This is a genomic window from Salinicola sp. CPA57, from assembly GCF_003206035.1.
Lineage (GTDB): Bacteria > Pseudomonadota > Gammaproteobacteria > Pseudomonadales > Halomonadaceae > Salinicola > Salinicola socius.
In genome coordinates, this window is sequence record NZ_PZJR01000007.1 from 40,575 (window position 1) to 61,794 (window position 21,220).

Sequence of the window (21,220 nt, forward strand, 5' to 3'; positions counted from 1 at the left end):
AATCATCGACTTGCCCGCCCAGGCAAGGTAACGGGTGTCATCAAGCTGGCGCCCTACTGAGGCGCCCCCGTATTGAGCGGCTCACTGTTGACGGAGTCCTTGCCCGCGGCACCTTCCTGATCGCTGCCACTCATGGGCGCGCTATTATCCATCGTCGGCTGAACGGCTGCTGCGCCGCCGTGCCCGGGCTTGCCTTGGATCATGGCATCGCGATTGGCACTGTCCTTGCTCGCCATGCCCATCTGGTCACTGGTGCTATTGGGCGCACTATCATCCATTGCCGCGTTGTGGGAGGAGTGATGCGCTGGCGACGGCATGCCCTTCACCATCGCATCGCGATTGGTGCTGTCCTTGCTTGCCATGCCCATCTGATCAGTGCTGCTATTGGGCGCGCTGTCGTCGATGGCATTTTGCGCCATGGCCACACCACTCAGTGTTGCCAGTGCCAGACCGGTAGCGATACACAGACGGCGAGTCGTGGAAATTTTCATGATGGAGCTCCTGCAGTTATCCATGATCGAACGTGGCGTCACGTTCCAAGGTCTTCCCTAACAAGACGACCGGGGCCGCCTTTCAGTGTTTACGCCAGCGTATCGATATCGGATGCAGCGCCCCATCATGCGACAGTCTCAGCTCAGCATCAGTGCCCCGCCGGCGGCAGCGATCGCGGCACCGATACCGCGCAGCCAACGGCTGTCCCGCTGCATCAGCCAGCTACCGGTCAAACGGCCCACCAACGTGATACCCACGCTGGCCATGACGAAACCGAGTGCGTAGAGCGCCGCCGACGCACCCGGTGCGAGCTCGCTGCCATGAGCGTGGCCGTGCAGCAGAATGAACGCGAAGACAAGCGATCCTCCCAGCGCACTGGGCAATTTGACCAGACTCGCCAGCAACACCCCCGCCAGCAGAACGCTGGAGGCGATACCGAATTCGACGCCAAGCAGCGGCACCCCGGCCCAGGCGAGCCCGGCACCGGCCACCATGCCCAGCGCGATCAGCAGCGGCATGGTACGGCGCAGCGCCGGAGCCTGACGACAGCTCCACAACCCGATCGCCAGCATCGCCAGCAGGTGATCGAGACCCGATAGCGGATGCATCAAACCGGCAAAGAAGCTGCCGCCGTGGGTATGCGGCAGCGGTCCGGGATGTGCCATGGCCGCCGAAGCGACCAGCAGCGTCAAGGGCGCAGCCAGCCAGGCCAGGCGACGAGCAACAAGAGCGGACGAGGTCATGATGGTTCTCCTTGAATGGGGCGGGTGCCAATCAGTTGGCGGTCAACAGCGCTTGATCCTGGATGGCTCGACACGCGTCGCCGCGTCGCTCCGGCAACATGCCACGGTCGAGAATGAAGCGAACGATGGTTTCGGCACCGACACCATCGTGCAGGTTGGTAAACACGAAGGGGCGTTCACCCCGCATCTTCTTGGCATCACGCTCCATGACCTCGAGCGACGCGTGAACATAGTCGGCAATGTCGATCTTGTTGATGATCAGCAGGTCCGACTTGGTGATGCCCGGCCCGCCTTTTCGAGGGATCTTGTCGCCGGCGGACACGTCGATCACGTAGAGCGTCAAATCCGACAGCTCCGGGCTGAAGGTGGCCGCCAGATTGTCACCGCCGGATTCCACCAGCACCAGTTCCAGATCCGGATGACGGGCATGAAGATCGTCGATCGCCGCCAGGTTCATCGAGGCGTCCTCGCGGATCGCGGTATGCGGGCAGCCGCCGGTCTCCACACCGATGATCCGGTCCGCCGCCAGCGCATCGTGACGCAATAGAAAGTCGGCATCCTCGCGGGTGTAGATATCGTTGGTCACCACCGCGATATCGTAGTGTTCGCGCAGCGCCAGACAGAGCTGCTTGAGTAACGCCGTCTTCCCGGACCCCACCGGGCCACCGACACCGACGCGTAAACAGTGTTTCATGGTACTCACCTCCTCCTTGCCATCCTTCAGCTGCGAAACAGCCGCGAATACTGTGTCTCATGCAGAGCACTTGCCAGCGCCAGCCCCGGCAGCACGGGGCCCAGCTCGGTATCCGACAAAGCGTTGGCCGCAGCCACTGCCCTGACCAATTCGGGACGCAGCCGCTCGATCAGCCGCTGTGCCGCCGTCTGCCCCAGCGGCAGCGCCTTGCAGGCGGCCGCGAGCTGATTCTCGAGCCACGCCCAGGCAAAGCCGAGCTGGGCGTCGGCGACGGCAATACCCCGCTGGCGGGCCAGCCACGCAAACAGCGTGACGTAGGCAGGTCGCTGCGGTAACCAGCCGGAAGCCGGCAACAGCTCGAGATCGCCCAGCAGACGGGCCAGCGCCTGGCCCAGCCGCAGGTCTTCTTCCGCCAGCTCGGCAGTTTCGCGATTGGCCTGGAGCCAGTCGTTCCAGTGCTGTAGCGCGTCCCGATCCTCTCTCACCCAGCCCGCATGAAGCCTGCCCAGGACCGGCAATTCACAAACCGTCAGGCCATCCGCCAGAACGCCGGACAGCCAAGCTTGCAGAGTCTCCTCGTCGGTCACCCACTCCAGTTCGAAGGCGCTCTCCAGTCCCTGAGACCAGGCGAAAGCGCCGATCGGCAATGCCGGGCTGACCAGTTGCATCAACCCCATCAGCGCCAGCGGATCCTGTGTCGGCACGGCTAGCACGTGTCAATGCTCATGCTTGTGGCCATGACGATGGGACAGGTGACGCTGGAAATCGTAAACCTGGGCGTGACTCTCCGCTGGGCCGTGATCGTGACCATGACCATGACCATGGCCGTGACCCAGCCCCTCGGCGTAGGCGCCGGGCTCGGGATCGAACGGTGCCCGGTGGCGTTCGAGCGTCGCGCCCAGCCTCGCCGCCAGCGCTTCGAGCACATGATCCGGCGGAAACCGTACCCAGCCACCCTCGTCGTCGTGACCGATCGCCAGCTGGACGTGACGGTTGCCCAGGTGGTAGCAGAGCCTGGCCAGCGCCAGACCGGACGAGATCGATGCCGTCACGACCGGTTCGTCAGCCGCACGGACCGCGACGATCTCGCCCGTCTCGGCCCGTAAAAGCGCTCCGTCGCGCAGCACTGGGCCTCGGTCCAGAAACAGGCCGATCTCGCGGCCGCCATCGCTCGTCGTCTTCAGTCGCCCACGCATGCGCAGTTCGAACGGCAACGTCACGCTGTCGACGGCATCGGCGTCGGACGTTGCCTCCAGTCTTTCAGTCAGTTCCCACATATCTGTCTGCCTCGTGATGGCCGACACCGGACATTCTGGATGACCCCATAGATAACCGAAAAAGTGCCCGGCCGGCGGATGAATGGTCGAATCAAAAAAGGTGATAACGCTGGGCCAGCGGTAACTCTGTCGCCGGTTCACAGGTCAGTAGTTCCCCGTCGGCATGAACTTCATACGTCTGCGGATCGACGGTCAGATGCGGACAGGCATCGTTGAGCTTCATATCTTTCTTGCGCACACCGCGCACCTGTCTGACGGCGACGAGTTCACTTTCCAGCCCCAGTCGGGCCTTGATGCCGGCATCCAGCGCCGCCTGGCTGACGAAACTGAAGCGCGTGGCACTGGCGGCCTTGCCGAATGCACCGAACATCGGCCGATAATGGACCGGTTGCGGCGTCGGGATCGAGGCATTGGCGTCACCCATCGGCGCGGCCGCAATCATCCCGCCCTTGATGATCAGCGCCGGTTTGACCCCGAAGAAAGCGGGATTCCACAGCACCAGATCCGCCAGTTTGCCCACCTCGACGGAGCCCACCTCATGACCGATGCCGTGGGTCAGCGCCGGATTGATGGTGTACTTGGCAATATAACGTCGAGCGCGGAAGTTGTCCGCGCCCATCGCTTCGTCTTCCGGCAACAGGCCGCGCTGGACTTTCATCTTGTGCGCCGTTTGCCAGGTGCGACAGACCACCTCGCCGACCCGGCCCATCGCCTGGGAGTCGGACGAAATCATCGAGATCACGCCCATGTCGTGGAGGATATCCTCGGCGGCAATGGTCTCGCGCCGAATGCGCGAGTCGGCGAAAGCCACGTCTTCCGGAATGTTCGGATCGAGATGGTGACACACCATCAGCATATCGAGGTGCTCGTCGACGGTATTGACGGTGTAAGGGCGGGTCGGGTTGGTCGACGACGGCAGCACGTAGTCTTTCGAGCAGGCGGTAATGATGTCCGGTGCGTGGCCCCCCCCTGCCCCCTCGGTATGATAAGTGTGAATGCCACGCTCCTTGAATGCCGCCAGCGTATCTTCGACGAAGCCGGATTCGTTGAGCGTATCGGTGTGGATCGCGACCTGGACATCGTATCTTTCTGCCACGCTCAGGCAGTTGTCGATGGATGCCGGGGTCGTGCCCCAGTCCTCGTGCAGTTTGAGTCCGATCGCGCCGGCGACGATCTGCGCTTCCAGCGCTTCAGGCAGACTGGCGTTGCCCTTGCCGAGCAAGCCGATGTTCATCGGCAGCGTGTCGATCGCCTGCAGCATCTTGCCGAGATGCCACTCGCCCGGCGTGCAGGTCGTGGCGTTGGTGCCGGTGGCGGGGCCGGTGCCACCGCCGAGCATCGTCGTCACGCCGCTCATCAACGCCTCTTCGACCTGCTGCGGGCAGATGAAATGGATATGCGCATCGATCCCCCCGGCGGTCAGTATCTTGCCTTCGCCGGCGATGATCTCGGTGCCCGGACCGATGACGATGTCGACGCCGGGCTGCACGTCCGGATTGCCCGCCTTGCCGATCGCCGCGATCCGCCCTTTCTGCAGACCCACGTCCGCCTTGATCACGCCCCACCAGTCGAGAATCAGCGCATTGGTGATCACCGTGTCCATGACACTGTCATCCACGCGCTGACTCTGACCCATGCCGTCACGGATCACCTTGCCACCGCCGAACTTGACCTCGTCGCCGTAGACCGTGGCATCGCGCTCGACCTCGATCCACAGTTCGGTATCGGCGAGGCGCACTCGATCGCCGACGGTCGGGCCGTACATGTCCGCATACGCCTGCCGGGTGATCTTGACCATCAGTTCGTTTCCCCTTCGTCGCCATTATCATCGCGCACTCTTCGCGCGGCTGCGGGCGCGTTAGTTAGTATGCGCGGCTGCGGGCGCGTTAGTATGCGCGGCTGAGGGCGCGTTAGTTTGCGCGGCTGCGGGCGCGGGCGCATTAGAAAGCGACGCACTGGATAGCAGCGGCCCCATGACCTCACCGCGGAAGCCATAGACACGACGCTCGCCGAGGTAGGGCACCAGCGTCACCTCACGGGTCTGGCCCGGTTCGAAGCGAATTGCCGAGCCCGCCGGCACGTCGAGTCGATATCCCCGAGCCGCATCCCGATCGAAGGTCAGCGCCGGGTTGGTCTCGGCGAAGTGATAGTGGGAGCCAACCTGAATCGGCCGGTCACCGGTATTGGCGACATCCAGCGTGATCGTCTCGAGACCGGCATTGAGCTCGATCTCGCCGTCCTGAATCTGCATTTCACCGGGAATCATCAGCAAACCTCAAACGATAGGACCATGCACGGTGACCAGTTTGGTACCGTCGGGAAAGGTGGCCTCGACCTGCACTTCCTGAATCATCTCGGCGACACCGTCCATGACATCTTCACGAGTCAGGATTTCACGCCCGAAGCTCATCAGGTCCGCCACGCTGCGCCCATCGCGGGCACCCTCCAGAATCTCGAAGCTGATCAGCGCCATCGCTTCCGGGTAGTTAAGCTTCAGCCCGCGCGCACGGCGCCGTTCGGCCAGCTGCGCGGCACTGAACAGCAGCAGTTTGTCTTTGTCTCGGGGTGTCAGTTCCATATCGATATCCTGATTGTATCCCCGCTCCCGCTTTGGTGGATCACGCAAAGCGGCTTCGGGGAACGATAAAAAAGACGTGTTGTCCCGCTCCGTCATGACGCGCCCGGTCCCCGTCTCGGTTCACGTTCGCCAGATCCGGGGCTCGCAAGCGTCGCGAGCGATCATCAGCGGCCGGATCGCTTGCCACGCAGCGCGACACAGCGCCCACGCCTCGTTGCGCGAATCGCCCAGATAGCGCAGCAGCAGGACGCCGTGACGCTGGGTGACAGCCCAGTTTCCGGCAGCGGGTATTGCATCGCGCAGGTTGTCCACGGCTTGCCGCAGGTCGTTCAGCCCGGCCGCCCACAGCGTCGCCTGCACCGTCGCGCCCCCCTGCCCCCAACGACCCGTAAAACGCGGATGCATCGGATCCAGCGGTTGCCGCTCGATCCACAGCGGTCGTCCGTCGTGGGTTAACTGAAAGCGCTGTTCGATGCGGCCGCTCTCGAACGGCAGATGGCTGGCCGGGCGTCCCAGCGCCATGATTTCCCACCCCAGGCAGCGGGCGCTTCCGTGCAAATCGATATCGGTGCGTTGCTCGCCTCGCGAACCGTCGAAGGCGATCGTCTCCTGCGGCAGCCACTCCAGCACTCCGCCATCCTCCACCTCCAACCGGTTGGTCTGCGACCAGACCACGCCGCGACTGTCCGCGCGATAGAGCTTGGTTGCCGCCGGCGTGGTCAAGACGGCATGCGCCATCGGCGCGACGGTCGCGTCGATCTTCAAGGCGTCGCCGCTGACCAGCCCGCCCGGCGGGTGGAGCAGGTAGACGTGACAGGGATCGGCCTGGCCGGCCAGGCGCGGCTCCGGATAGAACGGCCGCTGCACCCGCAGCGGTCCGTGATGACGCGCGCGGGTCAGCCGGGTACGCATCCTCGAGTCCGCGTCCGTGGCGCGCGCGGCGAACTCCAGCGACAGCGATGCGTCCCATCGCCGGGTCGCGTCGAATCGATGGCCCGAATCCACCGGAGCGGCTTGCCAATGGCGTGCAGTCTCCGCCGTCATACTGTCAGATGTCGCTTGATCAAATCGTCACTCAGTTCGCCAATGTCGCCTTCGGCCGCCGTCTGCCCGCGATCCATGATCATGAAACCGTCGGCATACTTGCGGGCAAAGGGAAGCTTCTGTTCGACCAGCAACACGGTCAGGCCATCCTCGCGATTGAGACGCCGGATCACTTCGCCGATCTGGGCGACGATATTGGGCTGAATGCCCTCGCCCGGTTCGTCCAGAATCAACAGCCTCGGGTCGAGCACCAGCGCCCGGCCGATGGCCAGCTGCTGCTGCTGACCGCCGGAAAGGTCACCGCCTCGACGATAGCGCATCTCCCTGAGCACCGGAAACAGCTGGTAGATGCGCTCGGGAATCCTGCCACGCCGTTTCTCCGGACCGTGAACGCGCCGCGACGGCAGGCCGATGCGCAGGTTCTCTTCGACCGAGAGCGTGGCAAAAATCTGACGGCCCTGCGGCACGTAGCCGATTCCCAGCCCGGCGCGCGCCTCGGGTCGCCGCTCGAGCAGGTCTTCGCCATCGTAGTGAATGGCGCCATCACGGGCGGCGACCTCACCCATGATGGTCTTGAGCAGCGTCGTCTTGCCGACGCCGTTACGTCCCATGACGCAGGTGCAGCGACCCGCTGGGACCTCGAGCGACAGGTCGCGGAGAATGTGGCTCTCTCCGTAGTACTGATTGAGCTTGTCGACACGCAGCATCAGGCCGCCTCCTCGTCGCCACCACCGAGATAGACCTCGATCACCCGCGGGTCGCTGGCGACCTCGTCCATCGTGCCTTCCGCCAGCACGCTACCCTGATGCAGCACCGTGACCCGCCGGGCGATCGCGCGCACGAAGCCCATGTCGTGTTCGACCACGACCACCGATTGCTGTCCGGCGAGGCGTGTCAGCAGGTCGGCGGTGCGATGCATCTCCGGTTCGGTCATGCCGGCAACGGGCTCGTCGACCAGCAGCAGTCGTGGCCGCTGCATCAGCAACATGCCGATCTCGAGCCACTGTTTCTGACCGTGCGACAACACCCCGGCCAGGCGGTATCGCGCCGCGGTCAGGCCGATCGTCTCGAGCACTTCGTCGATGCGGGCCTGACCTTCCCGATCGAGCCTCGCCAGCAAGGTCTTCCAGACTCGCCGGTCACCGGCCATCGCCAGTTCCAGATTCTCGGTCACGTCGAGCGCTTCGAACACCGTCGGTTTCTGAAACTTGCGGCCGACCCCCAGGTTGGCGATCTGCGGTTCGTCCAGCGTCAGCAGATTGTGGCGGCTGCCGAACCAGACCTGACCGTGATCCGGCCGGGTCTTGCCGGTGATGATGTCCATCATCGTCGTCTTGCCGGCCCCGTTGGGGCCGATGATGCAGCGCAGTTCGCCGTCGTCGATGGTCAGATCGAGCTGATTGATGGCCCGGAAGCCGTCGAAGCTGACGCTGACGTCCTCCAGGTAGAGAATCGGCCCGTGACGAACATCCACCGGTGACTGCGCCGGGGCCATGAAATCGAACACCCGATCCGGTCGCGCGAGTTCCCGCAACCTGTCGACGCGCGTGCTATCGATGAGGCTCATGCACTCACCTCCTGTCGTGCTGGCACTTCGCCACTCCCGCGCCCCTTTCCACCCCCTCTTCGATGCCCCTCTCCCCGCCACTTCGAGATCACCCCGGCGATGCCCTGCGGCAGCAGCATCGTCACCAGCACGAACAGGCCGCCAAGGATGAATAGCCAGGCATCCGGCATCGCCCCGGTCAGCACCGTTTTCAGGTAATTGACCGCCAGCGCGCCCAGCAAGGCGCCGTAGAGCGTGGCCCGCCCGCCGAGCGCCACCCACACCACCACCTCGATCGAGAACAGCGGCGCGAAGGTACTGGGATTGATGATGCCGACCTGCGGCACGTAAAGCGCACCCGCGACGCCGGCGATCATCGCCGACACCACGAACAGTGCCAGTTTGACGTGATCGACCCGATAGCCGATGAAACGGACCCGGGCTTCGGCATCGCGCGTCGCCATGCTGACCCGCCCGAGCCGCGAGACGGTGATCGCCCGGCACAGCCAGAACGCCAGCAGTACGGCGATGCCGGATGCCAGGAATAGCGCCACGGTCATGCCCTCGCTCGCCAGCGAAAAGCCCAGCAGCTCGTAGAAGCGAGTCAGCCCGGTGCTGCCGCCCATGCCCATCTCGTTGCGATTGAACGCCAGCATCAGCGCGAAGGTCAGCGCCTGGGTAATGATCGAGAAATAGACCCCGGTCACCCGCGAGCGAAATGTCAGCCAGCCGAACACCAGCGCCAGCAATCCCGGTGCCAGCAGGACCGCCAGCGCCGCCACCGGAAAATGACTCATGAGCGATTGCCAGCCGGCCAACGGCGACGTCTGGGCATTGAGATAAAGCCCCATGGCGTAGCCGCCCAGGGCAAAGAAGGCACCGTGCCCGAGACTCAGAATGCCGAGATAGCCCCAGATCAGATCCACCGCCAGGGCCAGCAGCATGTAGGTGAAATACTTGCCGAGCAGCGAGACGGTCGCCCCGCTGACGTGCAGCGCGCTCGAAGCCGGCAGCGCGTTCAATATCAGCACCACCAGCATGGCGCCGATCAACGCCGCGCTGGTGAACAGTGTCGAGCGGGAGAGAAACGCCTGACGCGACCGATCGCGCCGCTCCAGGTTGTCGGTCATCGTCATGAGGTCCGCCCCTTGGGTGGGAAGATGCCCTGTGGACGCTTCTGAATGAACAGGATCACGCCGACCAGCACGATGATCTTGGCCAGCACCGCGCCCACCCAAGGCTGCAATACCTGATTGATGACGCCGAGCGACATGCCGGCGACCAGCGTCCCCCATAGATTGCCCACGCCACCGAAGACCACGACCAGGAAGGAGTCGACGATATAGCCTTGTCCCAGATTGGGACCGACGTTGGTGAGCTGGGATAGGGCGACGCCGGCAAGGCCGGCGACCCCCGCCCCCAGACCGAATGTCAGCATATCGACGCGAGTGGCGCGCACGCCCATGGCGCGCGCCATCGCCCGATTCTGGGTCACCGCACGCACTTCCAGTCCAAGCCGGGTATGGCGCATCAGCGCCCAGAGCCCGGCGAAGACCACCAGGCAGAAGAGCAGCACCGCCAGACGGTTGAGCGTCAGCGACAGCGCCTCGTTGATCTGCCATGCCCCTTGCAGCCAGTCCGGCGATGTCACGCGGCGGTTGAGCGGCGAGAACACGCTGCGTACCAGCTGCTGCAGAATGAGACTGAGGCCGAAGGTGGCCAGCAGTGTCTCCAACGGGCGCCCCTTGAGAAAGCGGATCACCGTGCGCTCGATCGCCACCCCGAACGCGCCGGCGACCAGAAAGCCGCCGGGAATCGCCAGCGCCAGCGCTAGACCCGGCTGACCCGGCAAGGCCTGCTGAATCATCCAGGTGGTATAGGCGCCGATCATGATCAGCTCGCCGTGGGCCATGTTGATCACGCCCATGACACCGAACGTGATCGCCAGGCCGATCGCCGCCAGTACCAGAATCGAACCGGCGCTGAGGCCGAAGAACAGCGTCTGCGCGCGGTCGTACCAGGCGCGTTTGCTCTCGATGCCACCGAGGACCGCCTGGGCCTCGGCAGCGAGTGCCGAATCGCCGGCGGCGATCGGCGCCAGCGTATTGCGCACCCGGGTATCGAGATTGCCGCGTAGCGTGTCGAGCGCCTTGGCGTCGCCCTGCTGCACCTCGAAGAGCGCCAGACCGATATCGAGCTGATCGCGAACCGAGGGACTTTTCTCGTCGTCGCGCATCTTGCGCACGCTGGCGGCGTTTTCCGCCGAGATCTCGCCGATCAGCCGCTTGGCCGCTGAAAGCCGGGACGCTTCGTCGCCGGCACTCAGGGAAAGCGAAGCCAGCAGCCCTCGAATCCGGGTCCGCAGGTCATTGTTGATCCTGAAGACATCGACCGTGCGCCGGGTGCCGCTACCGGCATCCTCGAACGTGATGGCGTCGATGATCGGCCACTCGCGGCCACTGTCGTCGGTAATGATGTAGAAGCGCTCACCACGACGCTCCTTGCCCAGGCGCCCATCGAGCAGCGCCTGCAGCCAGCGCGTTTTCTGCTCGGCATCGCTGTCCGCGATGGCCTGAGCAGCGTCACCCTTGGCCCGAAAATTGCCCGTATCGAGCGCTTCGAGCAGCGCCTGCGGTTCGGCCTTCGACAGCGCTTCCGTCTGTGGCTCGCCGAGGGCGGCCGCAGCCGTCTGACTGAGGCACGAGCCCCATGCCATCAACAGGCACAGCAGCAGGGAGTGCGCCAGCAGGCGCGTTGGCGAACGGCCTGCCGAGTGTTCAATCTTGATCATGTTCGTTCCTCGACACCGCCTTCCGATGCGGCGCCAGACCCAGGTTCTGCCCACTGCCGCCGACGCCCGTCCGAATGCCGGCGGCCTGGCGTTATTCGGCCCCCGGGCCGTCTTCGCAGGTCATCGATTCGACGTCGAGCTTGCCGCAGCGTAGCGGGGCTCTCCAGTCGCTGATCAGGTTCCTGGAATCCGGCAGATAGTCCGACCAGGCGTCGCCGGCGACGGTCGTCGGCGTGCGCCAGACCACGCTGAACTGACCGTCGTCCTGGATCTCGCCGATCATCACCGGTTTGGTGATGTGGTGGTTGGGCATCATCGTCGAGGCACCGCCGGACAGATTGGGCACGGTCACACCGATGATCGAATCCTTGACCGCGTCGACGTCGGTGGTCCCGGCTTTCTCGACCGCCTGCACCCACATGTTGAAGCCGATGTAGTGCGCTTCCATCGGATCGTTGGTCACCGCTTCGTCATTGCCGGTATAAGCGACCCAGTCATCGATGAAGTCATAGTTGGCATCGCTGTCGACGCTCATGAAGTAGTTCCACGCCGCCATGTGTCCGACCAGCGGTGCAGTGTCGATACCGGTCAACTCCTGCTCACCCACCGAGAACGCCACGACGGGAATGTCGCCTGCCGAAATGCCCTGATTGGCGAGCTCGTTGTAGAACGGCACGTTGGCATCGCCGTTGATGGTCGATACCACCGCGGTCTTCTTGCCCTGACTGCCGAAATCCTTGACCTGCGAGACGATCGACTGCCAGTCGCTGAAACCGAACGGTGTGTAGTTGATCATGATGTCGTCATCCGCGACGCCATTCGCCTTGAGATAGGCTTCCAGAATCTTGTTGGTCGTGCGTGGGTAGACGTAGTCGGTACCCAGCAGCGCCCAGCGTTCGACACCCTGGCTCATCAGGTAATCGACCGCCGGAATCGCCTGCTGATTGGGCGCGGCACCGGTGTAGAAGATATTCTCGGAGGACTCTTCGCCTTCGTACTGGACCGGATAGAACAGCAGCCCGTCGAGCTCTTCGACGACCGGCAAGACGGCCTTGCGGGATGCGGAAGTCCAGTTGCCGAAGATCACGTCGACATGATCGTCGCCGGTCAACATGTCGCGCGCCTGTTCGGCATAGAGCGACCAGTCCGAGGCCGGATCCATCACCACCGGCTCCAATTGGCGACCCAGCAGGCCTCCCGCCGCGTTCTGCTTGTCGATCAGCATCAGCATTTCGTCCTTGAGCGTCGACTCGCTGATCGCCATGGTGCCCGACAGCGAGTGCAGTATGCCGACCCGGATCGGGCCTTCATCCTGCGCCGCATCCTGGGCAAGGACGGTACTACCGAAACCGGCCAGCCCCAGCGCGATGCTGGAACCGGCAATCAACTTGCGAAGGGATATTGTTGTCATTGGATTCTCCTGGTCCTGGTCATGACCTTTGGTAATCGGCCTGACGATCGTGGACACCCGCGCCTCAGGCGCGGAACTTGATCGGATAAACCCAATGCATTTTCCGTGCCTTGATTGGTGACTGCGGCAATCCTGTATACAAAAACCGGGAAACCGTAAGGAAATATGGGTTAAACGGCCTTTATTGGTGCAAATAGACGTCGGCTGCCGCCCGCCGATTTTCTTTCGTGGTGCAGGCCCTTCACCTATCGCTGACCCGATGCACCGTCATGGACATAAAAAAGCGCCCGCTGTCAGCGGGCGCTCCATAAGAGTGCAGAAACCGTTCCATCGAGCCGATCGTTGTCGATGCCCCCGGAAGTTTCAGAAGTGCGATGCCTCCAGTGCCATCAATCCTGATGGACCGGCAGCGATTTGACGTTCCAACGACTCGGCCTGCGGCAGCTGGCGCGTCAGAAAATGTTGCCCCACGATCAACTTGGTCCGATAGAAATCTTCACCGGCAGCTCCCTGCCGAGCCAGACCGCGCTGCGCTGCGCGAGCCGCTTTCCACCACATCCAGCTGTAAACCGTATAGCCCAGCAACTGCAGGTAATCATGAGCCGCGGCGCCCGCGGCGGCCGGATCCGCCTTGGCAGCCTCGATCAGCGCTTCGCTGACGCGCTCGAATCGTGCCAGCTCGCGCTCGACGGCTTCTCTGAAAGATCGCAAGGCCGAAGCGTCGATCTCGTGCCCGTCATCGCTGTCGTCGAGATCGGCGCATATCTGCTCGGCCAGACGCTCCACGTAGGCGCCCTGGTTGCGTACCAGCTTGCGCCCGACCAGATCCATCGCCTGAATGCCGTTGGTGCCCTCGTAGATCATCGCGATTCGGGCATCACGCACGAACTGTTCGGCGCCCCACTCGACACAGTATCCACTGCCACCATAGATCTGCTGCGATTCCACCGTCGCCGCGAAGCCGCGATCGGTCAGGAAAGCCTTGGCCACCGGCGTCAGCAGCGCCACCATATCCGCCGCCACTTCCCGCATCCCGGCATCGGGATGATGCTTGGCACGATCGAGCTCACGTGCCACGAAAGCCGCGAACAGCCGCCCTCCTTCATTCCAGGCGCGAACATTGAGCGCCATGCGTCGCACATCGGGATGCACCAGAATCGGATCCGCGGCCTGGTCAGGTTCGACGGCACCGCCGGGGGCGCGGCTCTGACGACGCTCGCGGGCGAAAGCCATCGCGCTCTGGTAGGCGACGTCGCCCAATCCCAGGCCCTGTATGCCGATCGAGAGTCGCTCGTAGTTCATCATGGTGAACATGGTGGCCAGCCCTTGATGGGGCTCGCCGATCAAGATCCCCTCGGCGGCTTCGAAATGCATCACGCAGGTGGCGCTGCCCTTGATGCCCATCTTGTGCTCGAGCCCGCCGCAGACCACGCCGTTTGCTCCCCCCAGCGAGCCGTTCTCGAGCACTTGCCGCTTGGGTACCAGAAACAGCGAGATACCCTTGGCGCCCGCCGGTGCATCCGGTAGTTTGGCCAGCACCAGATGGGCGACATTCTCGGTCAGATCATGTTCACCGCCGGTGATCCAGATCTTGCTCCCTGTGATGGCGTACCGACCGTTCTCCTCGGGCACGGCGCGCGTTCTGATCAGTCCCAGGTCGGTGCCGCAATGCGGCTCGGTCAGACACATGGTGCCCAGCCACTCCCCGGCGTAAAGGCGCGGCAAATAGAGCGCCTTGGTCGTTTCGTCGGCGTAGGCATCGAGCAATAGCCCCGCGCCGTTGTTGAGCGACAGGTAGAGGGCGAAGCCGGCGTTGCTGGCATAGAGCATCTCGTCGAAGGCTTGGGTCAGCAATTTCGGCAAGCCTTGCCCCCCATGCTCGGGATTGCCCCCCAGACCACACCATCCGCCACCGGCCAGCTCCTGGAATGCCGCGCGAAACCCGGTCGGTGTCGTCACCTCGCCGCCCTCGAAACGACACCCCTCGGCGTCCCCGCTCTGGTTGAGCGGGAACAGTTCCGCCTCGACGAGACGCCCTGCCTCTTCCAGCACGGCATCGGCGAGTTCTGCGTTCAACTCGGCGGTCGCTGGCATCTCTTGCCACTCCCGCTCGGCGTTGAACACCTCATCGCGAATGAAGCGCATGTCGTTGAGCGGTGCACGATAGTCGGCCATTCGAACTCTCCCGATGCCTTTCAAACATTCGTTTCAATACTGGTTGCGACTATAGGCGAGAACGGCGCTCCACTTCACTCTGACCTTGGTCTAGGCCCTGTCTGAAAACTGCCTGCGCTCGCCCATGCGGCGTTAAAAATCGACTCACTGAACAATGTTCAGAACGTTCGAAGGGCGAGCAGAGCGGGTAACATGCTCATTGACACCGCGTAAACCCCGCTCTTTGATCGGTTTTTGCCTTAGCTAAGCACCCCGGTCTTGCCTTCGCTCGTCGACTTTGCAGACAGCACCTAGCAGATCAGTCGTTACCGTCACCGATTCGAGCGGTAACAGTCGACGTCGACACCACCTTTTGCCAGATAAATCTGCGAAAACCCGGAGTTTCTCCCCCAGACGGTTGGAAGGCCCGACTTGATTCAGGATAATTGGGAAACTTGCGTGTTCCCGCGGATACGCCAGACTAAGTGCTCTCCCTGGCAGGCCGAGCGCTATCTGGCACGACGCTCGAATGACGCAAGGGAGCGCAAGGGAATCGTCGTCGTTCGCTAAGCGAGTGCGGCTCTGAATATAGAGACATATCAAAGAATGGAGACGGCTAGTGGCTCAAGACGCCAATAAAGAGCCGGATGCGCCGCAGGAAGGCATACCGGCACCAGAAGGTCCCGCCAATCTCATCGATACCGATTATGTGATTGGCCAGGACAATATCCAGACCAATAAGTTTGGTCTCAATGTCGATCTGCATGGAAAGGTCTTTTCGGTCTCCTCCCTGCTGATTCTGTTCTTCGTCATCATCACGCTGGCGTTGCCGGATCAGATGGGGCCGATCTTCAATGGGGCGAAAAGCTTCCTGACCGATAACTTGAGCTGGCTGTTCCTGTTTGCCGCCAATATCTTCGTGTTGCTTTCCGTGGTACTGATCTTCACCCCGCTGGGCAAGGTGAGAATCGGTGGCCTGCACGCCAAGCCGGATTTCAGCTATGCCGGGTGGTTTGCCATGTTGTTCGCGGCAGGCATGGGCATCGGCCTGATGTTCTACGGCGTTTCCGAGCCGATCACGCATTTCGGCACGTCCGTCACTGGCGACTCATGGGCCCCGTTGGGCGGTGCCGCGGGTGATCCCGCCGCCTCCCAGTCCCTGGCCATGGCAGCGACGATCTTCCACTGGGGCCTGCACCCTTGGGGTATCTACGCGGTCGTCGCGCTGTCGCTGGCGCTGTTCTCTTTCAACAAGGGGCTCCCGCTGACCATGCGCTCGATCTTCTACCCGATCCTGGGTGAGCGCATCTGGGGCTGGCCGGGCCATATCATCGACATTCTGGCAGTACTGGCCACGCTGTTCGGGCTGGCGACGTCGCTAGGCTTCGGCGCTTCCCAGGCTTCCGCCGGTCTCAACTTCCTGTTCGGCATTCCCAATACCGATGTGACCATGGTGCTGCTGATCATCGGCATCACGCTGGTCGCACTGATGTCGGTGATGCTGGGTGTCGACAAGGGCGTGCAGCGTCTGTCGCAGATCAACATGGGGCTCGCCTTCCTGCTGCTGCTGTTCGTGATCTTTGTCGGTCCCACGCTGCTGATCGCGACCGGTTTCGTCGAGAACATGGGGTCCTACCTGAAGAATCTCCCGGCACTGTCCAATCCGTTCGGACGTGAAGACAGCGACTTCGTGCATGGCTGGACTGCCTTCTACTGGGCCTGGTGGATCTCCTGGTCCCCGTTCGTCGGCATGTTCATCGCCCGCGTCAGCCGTGGCCGTACCGTGCGCGAATTCCTGATCGCGGTACTGCTGGTACCGACCGTCGTTTCCGTACTGTGGATGACCGCCTTCGGCGACACCGCGATCAATCAGCTGGTCAACGACGGTTTCGAGGGCGTAAAGGAAGCGGCGCTTCCGCTGCAACTGTTCACCATGCTGGGTGAACTGCCGCTGACGTCGATCACGTCCTTCGTCGGTATCGTTCTGGTCATGGTGTTCTTCATCACCTCATCCGACTCCGGTTCGCTGGTGATCGACTCGATCACCGCGGGCGGCAAGGTCGATGCGCCGACGCCCCAGCGCGTGTTCTGGGCCCTGATCGAAGGCGCCATCGCCATTGCGCTGCTGCTGGGGGGTGGCCTGGGGGCACTGCAAGCGGCCGTCATCACGACCGGTCTGCCGTTCACCATCGTGCTACTGGCGGCGTGCTACGCGATCGTTCAAGGGCTGCGGTCCGAGCCTCGCGGATAGGCGTCGTTGCAGAGGATGTATCGACAAGGCGGGCGGCTCAATGAGCCGCCCGCTTTTCGTTGGCAGATTCGATTTGCCCTGTCCTACCCCGACGCCGACGTCCTCAACGCCAAAGCGCGCTGACCGGCGTCTGCCAATCGTAGTGATGAAGAATCTGCGCTTGCAGCAGCTCCGCCGTCGCCAGTGAATCGACCAGGGCGTGGTGCCCGGTATAGGCAGGAAGATGGTAACGCTGGCGGCTCTCGTGCAAACGGATCGACGCCATCGGCCTTCCCGCCCAGCGCCGCAACCTCGCCCACAAGGACTGGCGATGGAGTCGCGCTTCCAGCGACATGGTGTCGATCATCGGCATCAGCAGCCCTTCGCCCAGCCGCTCGCGAATGGCCGCATCGAGGAAGGTTCGTTCCAGCTGGCGATAGTGCACGACGACCAGCCGCCCGGCCAGCAGGCCCAGGAGATCGTCGATGATCGTGGCGAAGTCGGGCGCATCCGCCACCTCGGCGTGGGTAATGTGATGGAAGGCGACCGATTCATCGCTTAGCTGGCGCCGCGGTGACAACACCCAGTACCTCCCGTCGGCAGGACGGATCCGCGACAGGGTGAACGGCATCACGCCGACGCTGACGATGTCATGACGGCTGCCGTCCAGCCCGGTGGTCTCGAAGTCCATCGCAACCAGCGGCGCCTCGCCGATGGGCGTCTCGGGATCCAGCGTGCCCTGGGCGAAGAAGCTCGCCAGCCGCGATTCACTCGTCCGCTGAGCGCGGGCGGCGAGATAATCCGGCCAGTTTGGCTCGACCTTCGATTTCATCGCGAATCGCGGAATCATCGACGGCCCCGGGCGTTATCACCGGCAGAGGCAGCGCCCTGCTTGGTTGGCATGATATAGCGGAAGGAGAGGAACTTCTGGGCGTTGCTGATCGCCTCGAAGGCATCCTTGAGATGATGTCGTTCTCGGCTGTCGATATTCTCCGGATCGACGCTGTTGTCGGGTTCGGCGCCCTGCTCGATCGCGTCGGCCTGATGGCGAATGCGCACGATCGACATGAATTCGAAGGCGTAGCGCAGGCGTTCGGTGACGCCGTCCGCCAGCAGTTTGGTCTCGGCGATATCGTCGAGGCGGGCGAAGGAGTTCTGGGCTTTCGAACCGCACGCCAGCGCATGTACGCGGACCAGATCGGTCAGCGGCGCGGTGCCTCGGCGCTTGAGATTGATCGATTTGCGGTGCTCGCCATCCTGATCCATGACGAACTGGCGGAAGAACCCCAGCGGGGGCGTGCGATTCTTGGCATTGCGCGCCAGCGCCGCCAGGAAGACCGGCCGCTGCGGCGCCAAGTCGGCGATCAGATCCTGCAGGACTTCGACCATGGGCGCCTCGCCATGCACCGAGGCCAGATCAAAGAAGATGGAACTGTGCAGCAGGCGCTCGCCGTTGGGTTCGTCCATCCACTCGGTGAAATACGCTTTCCAGACCTGCAACGGCTGTCGCCAGCGCGGATTGGTTGCCATGATGTCGCCCTTGCAATAGGGATAGCCACAGGCGGCGAGCCCGTCGCAGACGAACGTGGCCAAGGCTTCGAAATACTTGCCGTGCCGAGCCGGGTCATAGCTGTCATCGATGACCAGCGCGTTGTCCTGATCGGCATTGATGGTAGGTTCTTCCCGTGCCATCGAACCCAGCACCATGAAGCAGTAGGGTACCGGTGCCGGCCCCAGCTCGTGCTCCGCGAGTTCGATCAGGCGCTGCGTAAAGGCGCGGCCGATCGTCGCCAGCGCCCGGCAGACCATTTCGGAATTGGCACCGTCGGCGACCATCCGCACGAATCCCGTTCGTACCTCGGGCGACAATCGCGCGAGCTGCTCCGGGCTGTTCTGGACGAAGATATTGTTGACCAGAAACAGGCTGCTGTGGGTCTCGTGTCGCACGATATCGGAGAGATGCAGCACGCCCACCGGCTGGCGTCGATGCAGCACCGGCAGATGGTGCACCTGGTTGCGCAGCATGCTCAACATCGCTTCGTAGACCGATTCGTCGGACTGGGTCACGATGACCTTACGCGACATCACCTCGCCCACCGGCGTCTGTGACGACTTGCCTTCCGCCAGCACGCGGGTACAGAAATCACGATCGGTCAGAATGCCGTTGAGCTGCCAGTGCCGGCCATCGGGCCCCGTGAACGTATAAGCCGACTGTGTCTCGGTGACATCGATCACCAGCACGCAGGTCGCGTTGGCATCGCGCATCTGCTGGGCGGCCTGCTGCAACGAGGTAGCGGCCTCCACCATCTGCGGTTGCCGATTGATCAGCTTGCGCACCCGGGTCGTCATCAGACCGCTGTCGTCGCGCTGCTGCTCGACCGTGACCTTGAGACGCTGGCCGCCGGTTTCCACGAATTCGGCAAAGTCGTCGTCCTCTTCGCACACCGCTTCGAAGACATCGCCGGGTATGAAATAGATCAGCGTGTCCTCGATCGCGCTGATCGGATAGCGCACGCGTCGATTGCTGCGCAGTAGATCCGAGTAACCGAAGATGTCCCCTTCGCTGAGGCGGTTGAACAGCCGACCGCTGCGTTGATACATCTCCACCGCACCACTGCGGATGTACCAGAGCGATTCGATCGTTTGATCCTTGACCAGCAGCTCGCTGCCGGCTTGAAAATAGCGAATCTCGACCTCGCCGGCGATGCGATCGAGCAGCGCATCGGGGAGATTATCAAATGGCGCGAACTGCGCCAGGTGACCTCGAATATCCAGTTGCTCAACGTTCATGCGTCCCTCCCCGTGGCGAGCTCTCATTGTCGAAGGGCCAGCAGATGGCGTCAACGACGGCCCGGCTACATTCGCGCGATGGCCTTCGCAGCCGAGGCCGCTTCGAAGATGCCTTGTGTCGAGACATCCGCCACGGTTGGCGGCGTCGAGATCACCCTCGTGAGGGAGGTAGAACCAGCAGGGTTGGAGACGACGCTCAGGCGCTGTCGGCCTGGGAGAGTGGCGTCGGATGCTTGCCTTCGACCCAGCCCAGGCTGCCGCTGGCGCTCGGCTGGAACCACTCCAGGCGGCTTGCCAGCTCGACCACGCTGCCGACGACGATCAGCGTCGGCGGTCTGGGCTGATGATCGGCGAGACTGCCAGGCAACTGCGTCAACGTGCCCAGGTGCACACGCTGATTGGCAGTCGTCCCCTGCTCGATCAGCGCCAGTGGCGTGGCGGCATCCATCCCGTGTTGAACCAGACGCTCACGGATCAGGTCCAGCGCCCCCAGCCCCATGTAGAAGACCAGCGTCTGGCCGCCGCGTGTCAACGCCGGCCAGTCGAGATCGCAGCTGCCGTTCTTGAGATGGCCGGTGACGAATCGCACCGACTGGGCGTGATCGCGATGGGTCAACGGGATGCCCGCATAGGCCGCACAGCCGGCGGCCGCGGTAATGCCCGGCACCACGTCGAAGTCGACGTTGGCCGCGACCAGCGCTTCGAGCTCTTCGCCACCGCGACCGAAGATGAACGGATCACCGCCTTTGAGACGAACCACCCGGTTGCCCGCCCTGGCCCAATCGACCAGCGCCTGATTGATCCCCTCCTGGGGCACACTGTGCCGAGAACGCGCCTTGCCGACGTAGAAACGCTTCGCCTCGGGGTTGGCCAGCGCCAGGATTTCCTGGCTGACCAGCCGGTCGTGAACCACCACGTCCGCGCGTTGCAGCTGCTTGAGCGCCTTCAGTGTCAAAAGCTCCGGGTCGCCCGGGCCGGCGCCGACAAGCGAGACGTGCCCTCGCTGCCAGTGACCGCCAGCGGGTTCCGCAACATCCTGAACGGTCACTCGCGGTGGCAACCGCACGCTGCAAAGCGCCGGATGCGACGGTACGAAAACCGGCACATCGGCCTGTCGCGCAACGCTGGCGAGATGCCGATCACATTCGCCGTCGCCACTGGCGACCAGCCACAGCTGCCCCGCTGCGGGGACCGGATCGGCGTCGCGCGATTGCCACTCCCGGTCCCGGCACAAGGATGCCAGGGCAGGCATCATCGACGTCGCGTGTACGGTCACGCCCGGCATCAACCCGGCGATTCGCTGCGCCAGGGCCAGCGCCTCGCTGCCGCCACCGATCAGATGCACGTCGAGACAAGCCGGGTCGTATTGGAGGGTGAGCGAATCGGTCACGGGGAAGCTGCCAGGTTGAAAAGCGTTTCGAGCCATCGCGTCTGCGCCACTGGGTACTCGCAGCACGTCTCGACAAAGTC

The 21,220-nt window shown here is 63.2% G+C and carries 19 protein-coding genes; 1 reads left to right on the forward strand and 18 read right to left on the reverse strand.

From position 1 onward, the window contains the following. Positions 1–53: 53 nt before the first annotated feature. From DOM36_RS08510 to DOM36_RS08580, 15 genes are all read right to left on the reverse strand, one after another. Complete coding sequence (locus DOM36_RS08510) at positions 54–491, reverse strand: hypothetical protein (RefSeq protein WP_110642659.1); 438 nt, start codon at positions 489–491, stop codon at positions 54–56. 138 nt (positions 492–629) lie between these two features. Continuing rightward, positions 630–1,235, reverse strand: coding sequence for a HupE/UreJ family protein (locus DOM36_RS08515; protein ID WP_075570285.1), 606 nt, complete (start codon positions 1,233–1,235; stop codon positions 630–632). 31 nt (positions 1,236–1,266) lie between these two features. Beyond that, positions 1,267–1,929, reverse strand: a complete 663-nt coding sequence (ureG, locus tag DOM36_RS08520) for an urease accessory protein UreG (protein WP_075570286.1) — start codon at positions 1,927–1,929, stop codon at positions 1,267–1,269. A 26-nt stretch (positions 1,930–1,955) separates the two neighbouring features. Continuing rightward, complete coding sequence (locus DOM36_RS08525) at positions 1,956–2,606, reverse strand: urease accessory UreF family protein (protein WP_110642929.1); 651 nt, start codon at positions 2,604–2,606, stop codon at positions 1,956–1,958. A 39-nt stretch (positions 2,607–2,645) separates the two neighbouring features. Then, positions 2,646–3,206: an urease accessory protein UreE gene (gene ureE, locus DOM36_RS08530; protein ID WP_110642661.1), complete on the reverse strand. Its 561-nt coding sequence runs from the start codon at positions 3,204–3,206 to the stop codon at positions 2,646–2,648. A gap of 91 nt (positions 3,207–3,297) precedes the next feature. Then, positions 3,298–5,004 carry an urease subunit alpha gene (gene ureC, locus DOM36_RS08535; RefSeq protein ID WP_110642662.1) on the reverse strand — a complete coding sequence of 569 codons (1,707 nt, stop codon included), beginning with the start codon at positions 5,002–5,004 and terminating at the stop codon, positions 3,298–3,300. 60 nt (positions 5,005–5,064) lie between these two features. Then, on the reverse strand, positions 5,065–5,472 hold the full coding sequence (locus tag DOM36_RS08540) for an urease subunit beta (protein ID WP_110642664.1): 408 nt from the start codon (positions 5,470–5,472) through the stop codon (positions 5,065–5,067). A 9-nt stretch (positions 5,473–5,481) separates the two neighbouring features. Beyond that, positions 5,482–5,784, reverse strand: a complete 303-nt coding sequence (locus DOM36_RS08545) for an urease subunit gamma (protein WP_075570291.1) — start codon at positions 5,782–5,784, stop codon at positions 5,482–5,484. 120 nt (positions 5,785–5,904) lie between these two features. Beyond that, positions 5,905–6,828: an urease accessory protein UreD gene (locus DOM36_RS08550; RefSeq protein WP_075570292.1), complete on the reverse strand. Its 924-nt coding sequence runs from the start codon at positions 6,826–6,828 to the stop codon at positions 5,905–5,907. Then, the gene (gene urtE, locus DOM36_RS08555) at positions 6,825–7,535 is read right to left on the reverse strand and encodes an urea ABC transporter ATP-binding subunit UrtE (protein ID WP_110642666.1); all 711 of its coding nucleotides are present in this window, start codon (positions 7,533–7,535) and stop codon (positions 6,825–6,827) included. Before urtE ends, DOM36_RS08550 begins: the two co-directional genes overlap by 4 nt. Then, complete coding sequence (gene urtD, locus DOM36_RS08560; protein ID WP_075570294.1) at positions 7,535–8,395, reverse strand: urea ABC transporter ATP-binding protein UrtD; 861 nt, start codon at positions 8,393–8,395, stop codon at positions 7,535–7,537. The genes urtE and urtD overlap by 1 nt, the downstream gene beginning before the upstream one ends. Further along, a complete protein-coding gene (gene urtC / locus DOM36_RS08565; RefSeq protein ID WP_110642668.1) occupies positions 8,392–9,510 on the reverse strand; it encodes an urea ABC transporter permease subunit UrtC in 1,119 nt (372 codons plus the stop codon). The genes urtD and urtC overlap by 4 nt, the downstream gene beginning before the upstream one ends. Next, positions 9,507–11,165, reverse strand: coding sequence for an urea ABC transporter permease subunit UrtB (gene urtB, locus DOM36_RS08570; RefSeq protein ID WP_075570296.1), 1,659 nt, complete (start codon positions 11,163–11,165; stop codon positions 9,507–9,509). The genes urtC and urtB overlap by 4 nt, the downstream gene beginning before the upstream one ends. Positions 11,166–11,256: 91 nt before the next feature. Then, positions 11,257–12,567, reverse strand: a complete 1,311-nt coding sequence (gene urtA, locus DOM36_RS08575) for an urea ABC transporter substrate-binding protein (protein ID WP_232823785.1) — start codon at positions 12,565–12,567, stop codon at positions 11,257–11,259. A 372-nt stretch (positions 12,568–12,939) separates the two neighbouring features. After that, positions 12,940–14,751 (reverse strand): acyl-CoA dehydrogenase C-terminal domain-containing protein, encoded by a 1,812-nt coding sequence (locus DOM36_RS08580; protein ID WP_110642672.1) that lies wholly within the window; start codon positions 14,749–14,751, stop codon positions 12,940–12,942. Positions 14,752–15,349: 598 nt separating this feature from the next. On the opposite strand from DOM36_RS08580, the gene DOM36_RS08585 reads away from it, so the two are divergent. Beyond that, on the forward strand, positions 15,350–16,981 hold the full coding sequence (locus tag DOM36_RS08585; RefSeq protein WP_075570299.1) for a BCCT family transporter: 1,632 nt from the start codon (positions 15,350–15,352) through the stop codon (positions 16,979–16,981). Positions 16,982–17,084: 103 nt separating this feature from the next. Here DOM36_RS08585 and DOM36_RS08590 read toward each other — a convergent pair whose 3' ends face one another. The 3 genes from DOM36_RS08590 to cobA form a co-directional block, all read right to left on the reverse strand. After that, complete coding sequence (locus DOM36_RS08590) at positions 17,085–17,792, reverse strand: 3'-5' exonuclease (RefSeq protein ID WP_232823773.1); 708 nt, start codon at positions 17,790–17,792, stop codon at positions 17,085–17,087. Positions 17,793–17,806: 14 nt separating this feature from the next. After that, positions 17,807–19,750 carry a DUF294 nucleotidyltransferase-like domain-containing protein gene (locus tag DOM36_RS08595; RefSeq protein ID WP_110642676.1) on the reverse strand — a complete coding sequence of 648 codons (1,944 nt, stop codon included), beginning with the start codon at positions 19,748–19,750 and terminating at the stop codon, positions 17,807–17,809. 196 nt (positions 19,751–19,946) lie between these two features. Then, entirely contained in the window at positions 19,947–21,140 is a 1,194-nt protein-coding gene (cobA, locus tag DOM36_RS08600; protein ID WP_348626393.1) for a uroporphyrinogen-III C-methyltransferase, read from the reverse strand. Positions 21,141–21,220 lie beyond the last annotated feature (80 nt).

What these genes read in the sequence shown, in the direction of transcription:
- DOM36_RS08510 (WP_110642659.1), bottom strand. Translation starts at nt 491, where the DNA reads ATGAAAATTTCCACGACTCGCCGTCTGTGTATCGCTACCGGTCTGGCA.
- DOM36_RS08515 (WP_075570285.1), bottom strand. Translation starts at nt 1,235, where the DNA reads ATGACCTCGTCCGCTCTTGTTGCTCGTCGCCTGGCCTGGCTGGCTGCG.
- ureG (WP_075570286.1), bottom strand. Translation starts at nt 1,929, where the DNA reads ATGAAACACTGTTTACGCGTCGGTGTCGGTGGCCCGGTGGGGTCCGGG.
- DOM36_RS08525 (WP_110642929.1), bottom strand. Translation starts at nt 2,606, where the DNA reads ATGGGGTTGATGCAACTGGTCAGCCCGGCATTGCCGATCGGCGCTTTC.
- ureE (WP_110642661.1), bottom strand. Translation starts at nt 3,206, where the DNA reads ATGTGGGAACTGACTGAAAGACTGGAGGCAACGTCCGACGCCGATGCC.
- ureC (WP_110642662.1), bottom strand. Translation starts at nt 5,004, where the DNA reads ATGGTCAAGATCACCCGGCAGGCGTATGCGGACATGTACGGCCCGACC.
- DOM36_RS08540 (WP_110642664.1), bottom strand. Translation starts at nt 5,472, where the DNA reads ATGATTCCCGGTGAAATGCAGATTCAGGACGGCGAGATCGAGCTCAAT.
- DOM36_RS08545 (WP_075570291.1), bottom strand. Translation starts at nt 5,784, where the DNA reads ATGGAACTGACACCCCGAGACAAAGACAAACTGCTGCTGTTCAGTGCC.
- DOM36_RS08550 (WP_075570292.1), bottom strand. Translation starts at nt 6,828, where the DNA reads ATGACGGCGGAGACTGCACGCCATTGGCAAGCCGCTCCGGTGGATTCG.
- urtE (WP_110642666.1), bottom strand. Translation starts at nt 7,535, where the DNA reads ATGCTGCGTGTCGACAAGCTCAATCAGTACTACGGAGAGAGCCACATT.
- urtD (WP_075570294.1), bottom strand. Translation starts at nt 8,395, where the DNA reads ATGAGCCTCATCGATAGCACGCGCGTCGACAGGTTGCGGGAACTCGCG.
- urtC (WP_110642668.1), bottom strand. Translation starts at nt 9,510, where the DNA reads ATGACGATGACCGACAACCTGGAGCGGCGCGATCGGTCGCGTCAGGCG.
- urtB (WP_075570296.1), bottom strand. Translation starts at nt 11,165, where the DNA reads ATGATCAAGATTGAACACTCGGCAGGCCGTTCGCCAACGCGCCTGCTG.
- DOM36_RS08580 (WP_110642672.1), bottom strand. Translation starts at nt 14,751, where the DNA reads ATGGCCGACTATCGTGCACCGCTCAACGACATGCGCTTCATTCGCGAT.
- DOM36_RS08590 (WP_232823773.1), bottom strand. Translation starts at nt 17,792, where the DNA reads ATGAAATCGAAGGTCGAGCCAAACTGGCCGGATTATCTCGCCGCCCGC.
- DOM36_RS08595 (WP_110642676.1), bottom strand. Translation starts at nt 19,750, where the DNA reads ATGAACGTTGAGCAACTGGATATTCGAGGTCACCTGGCGCAGTTCGCG.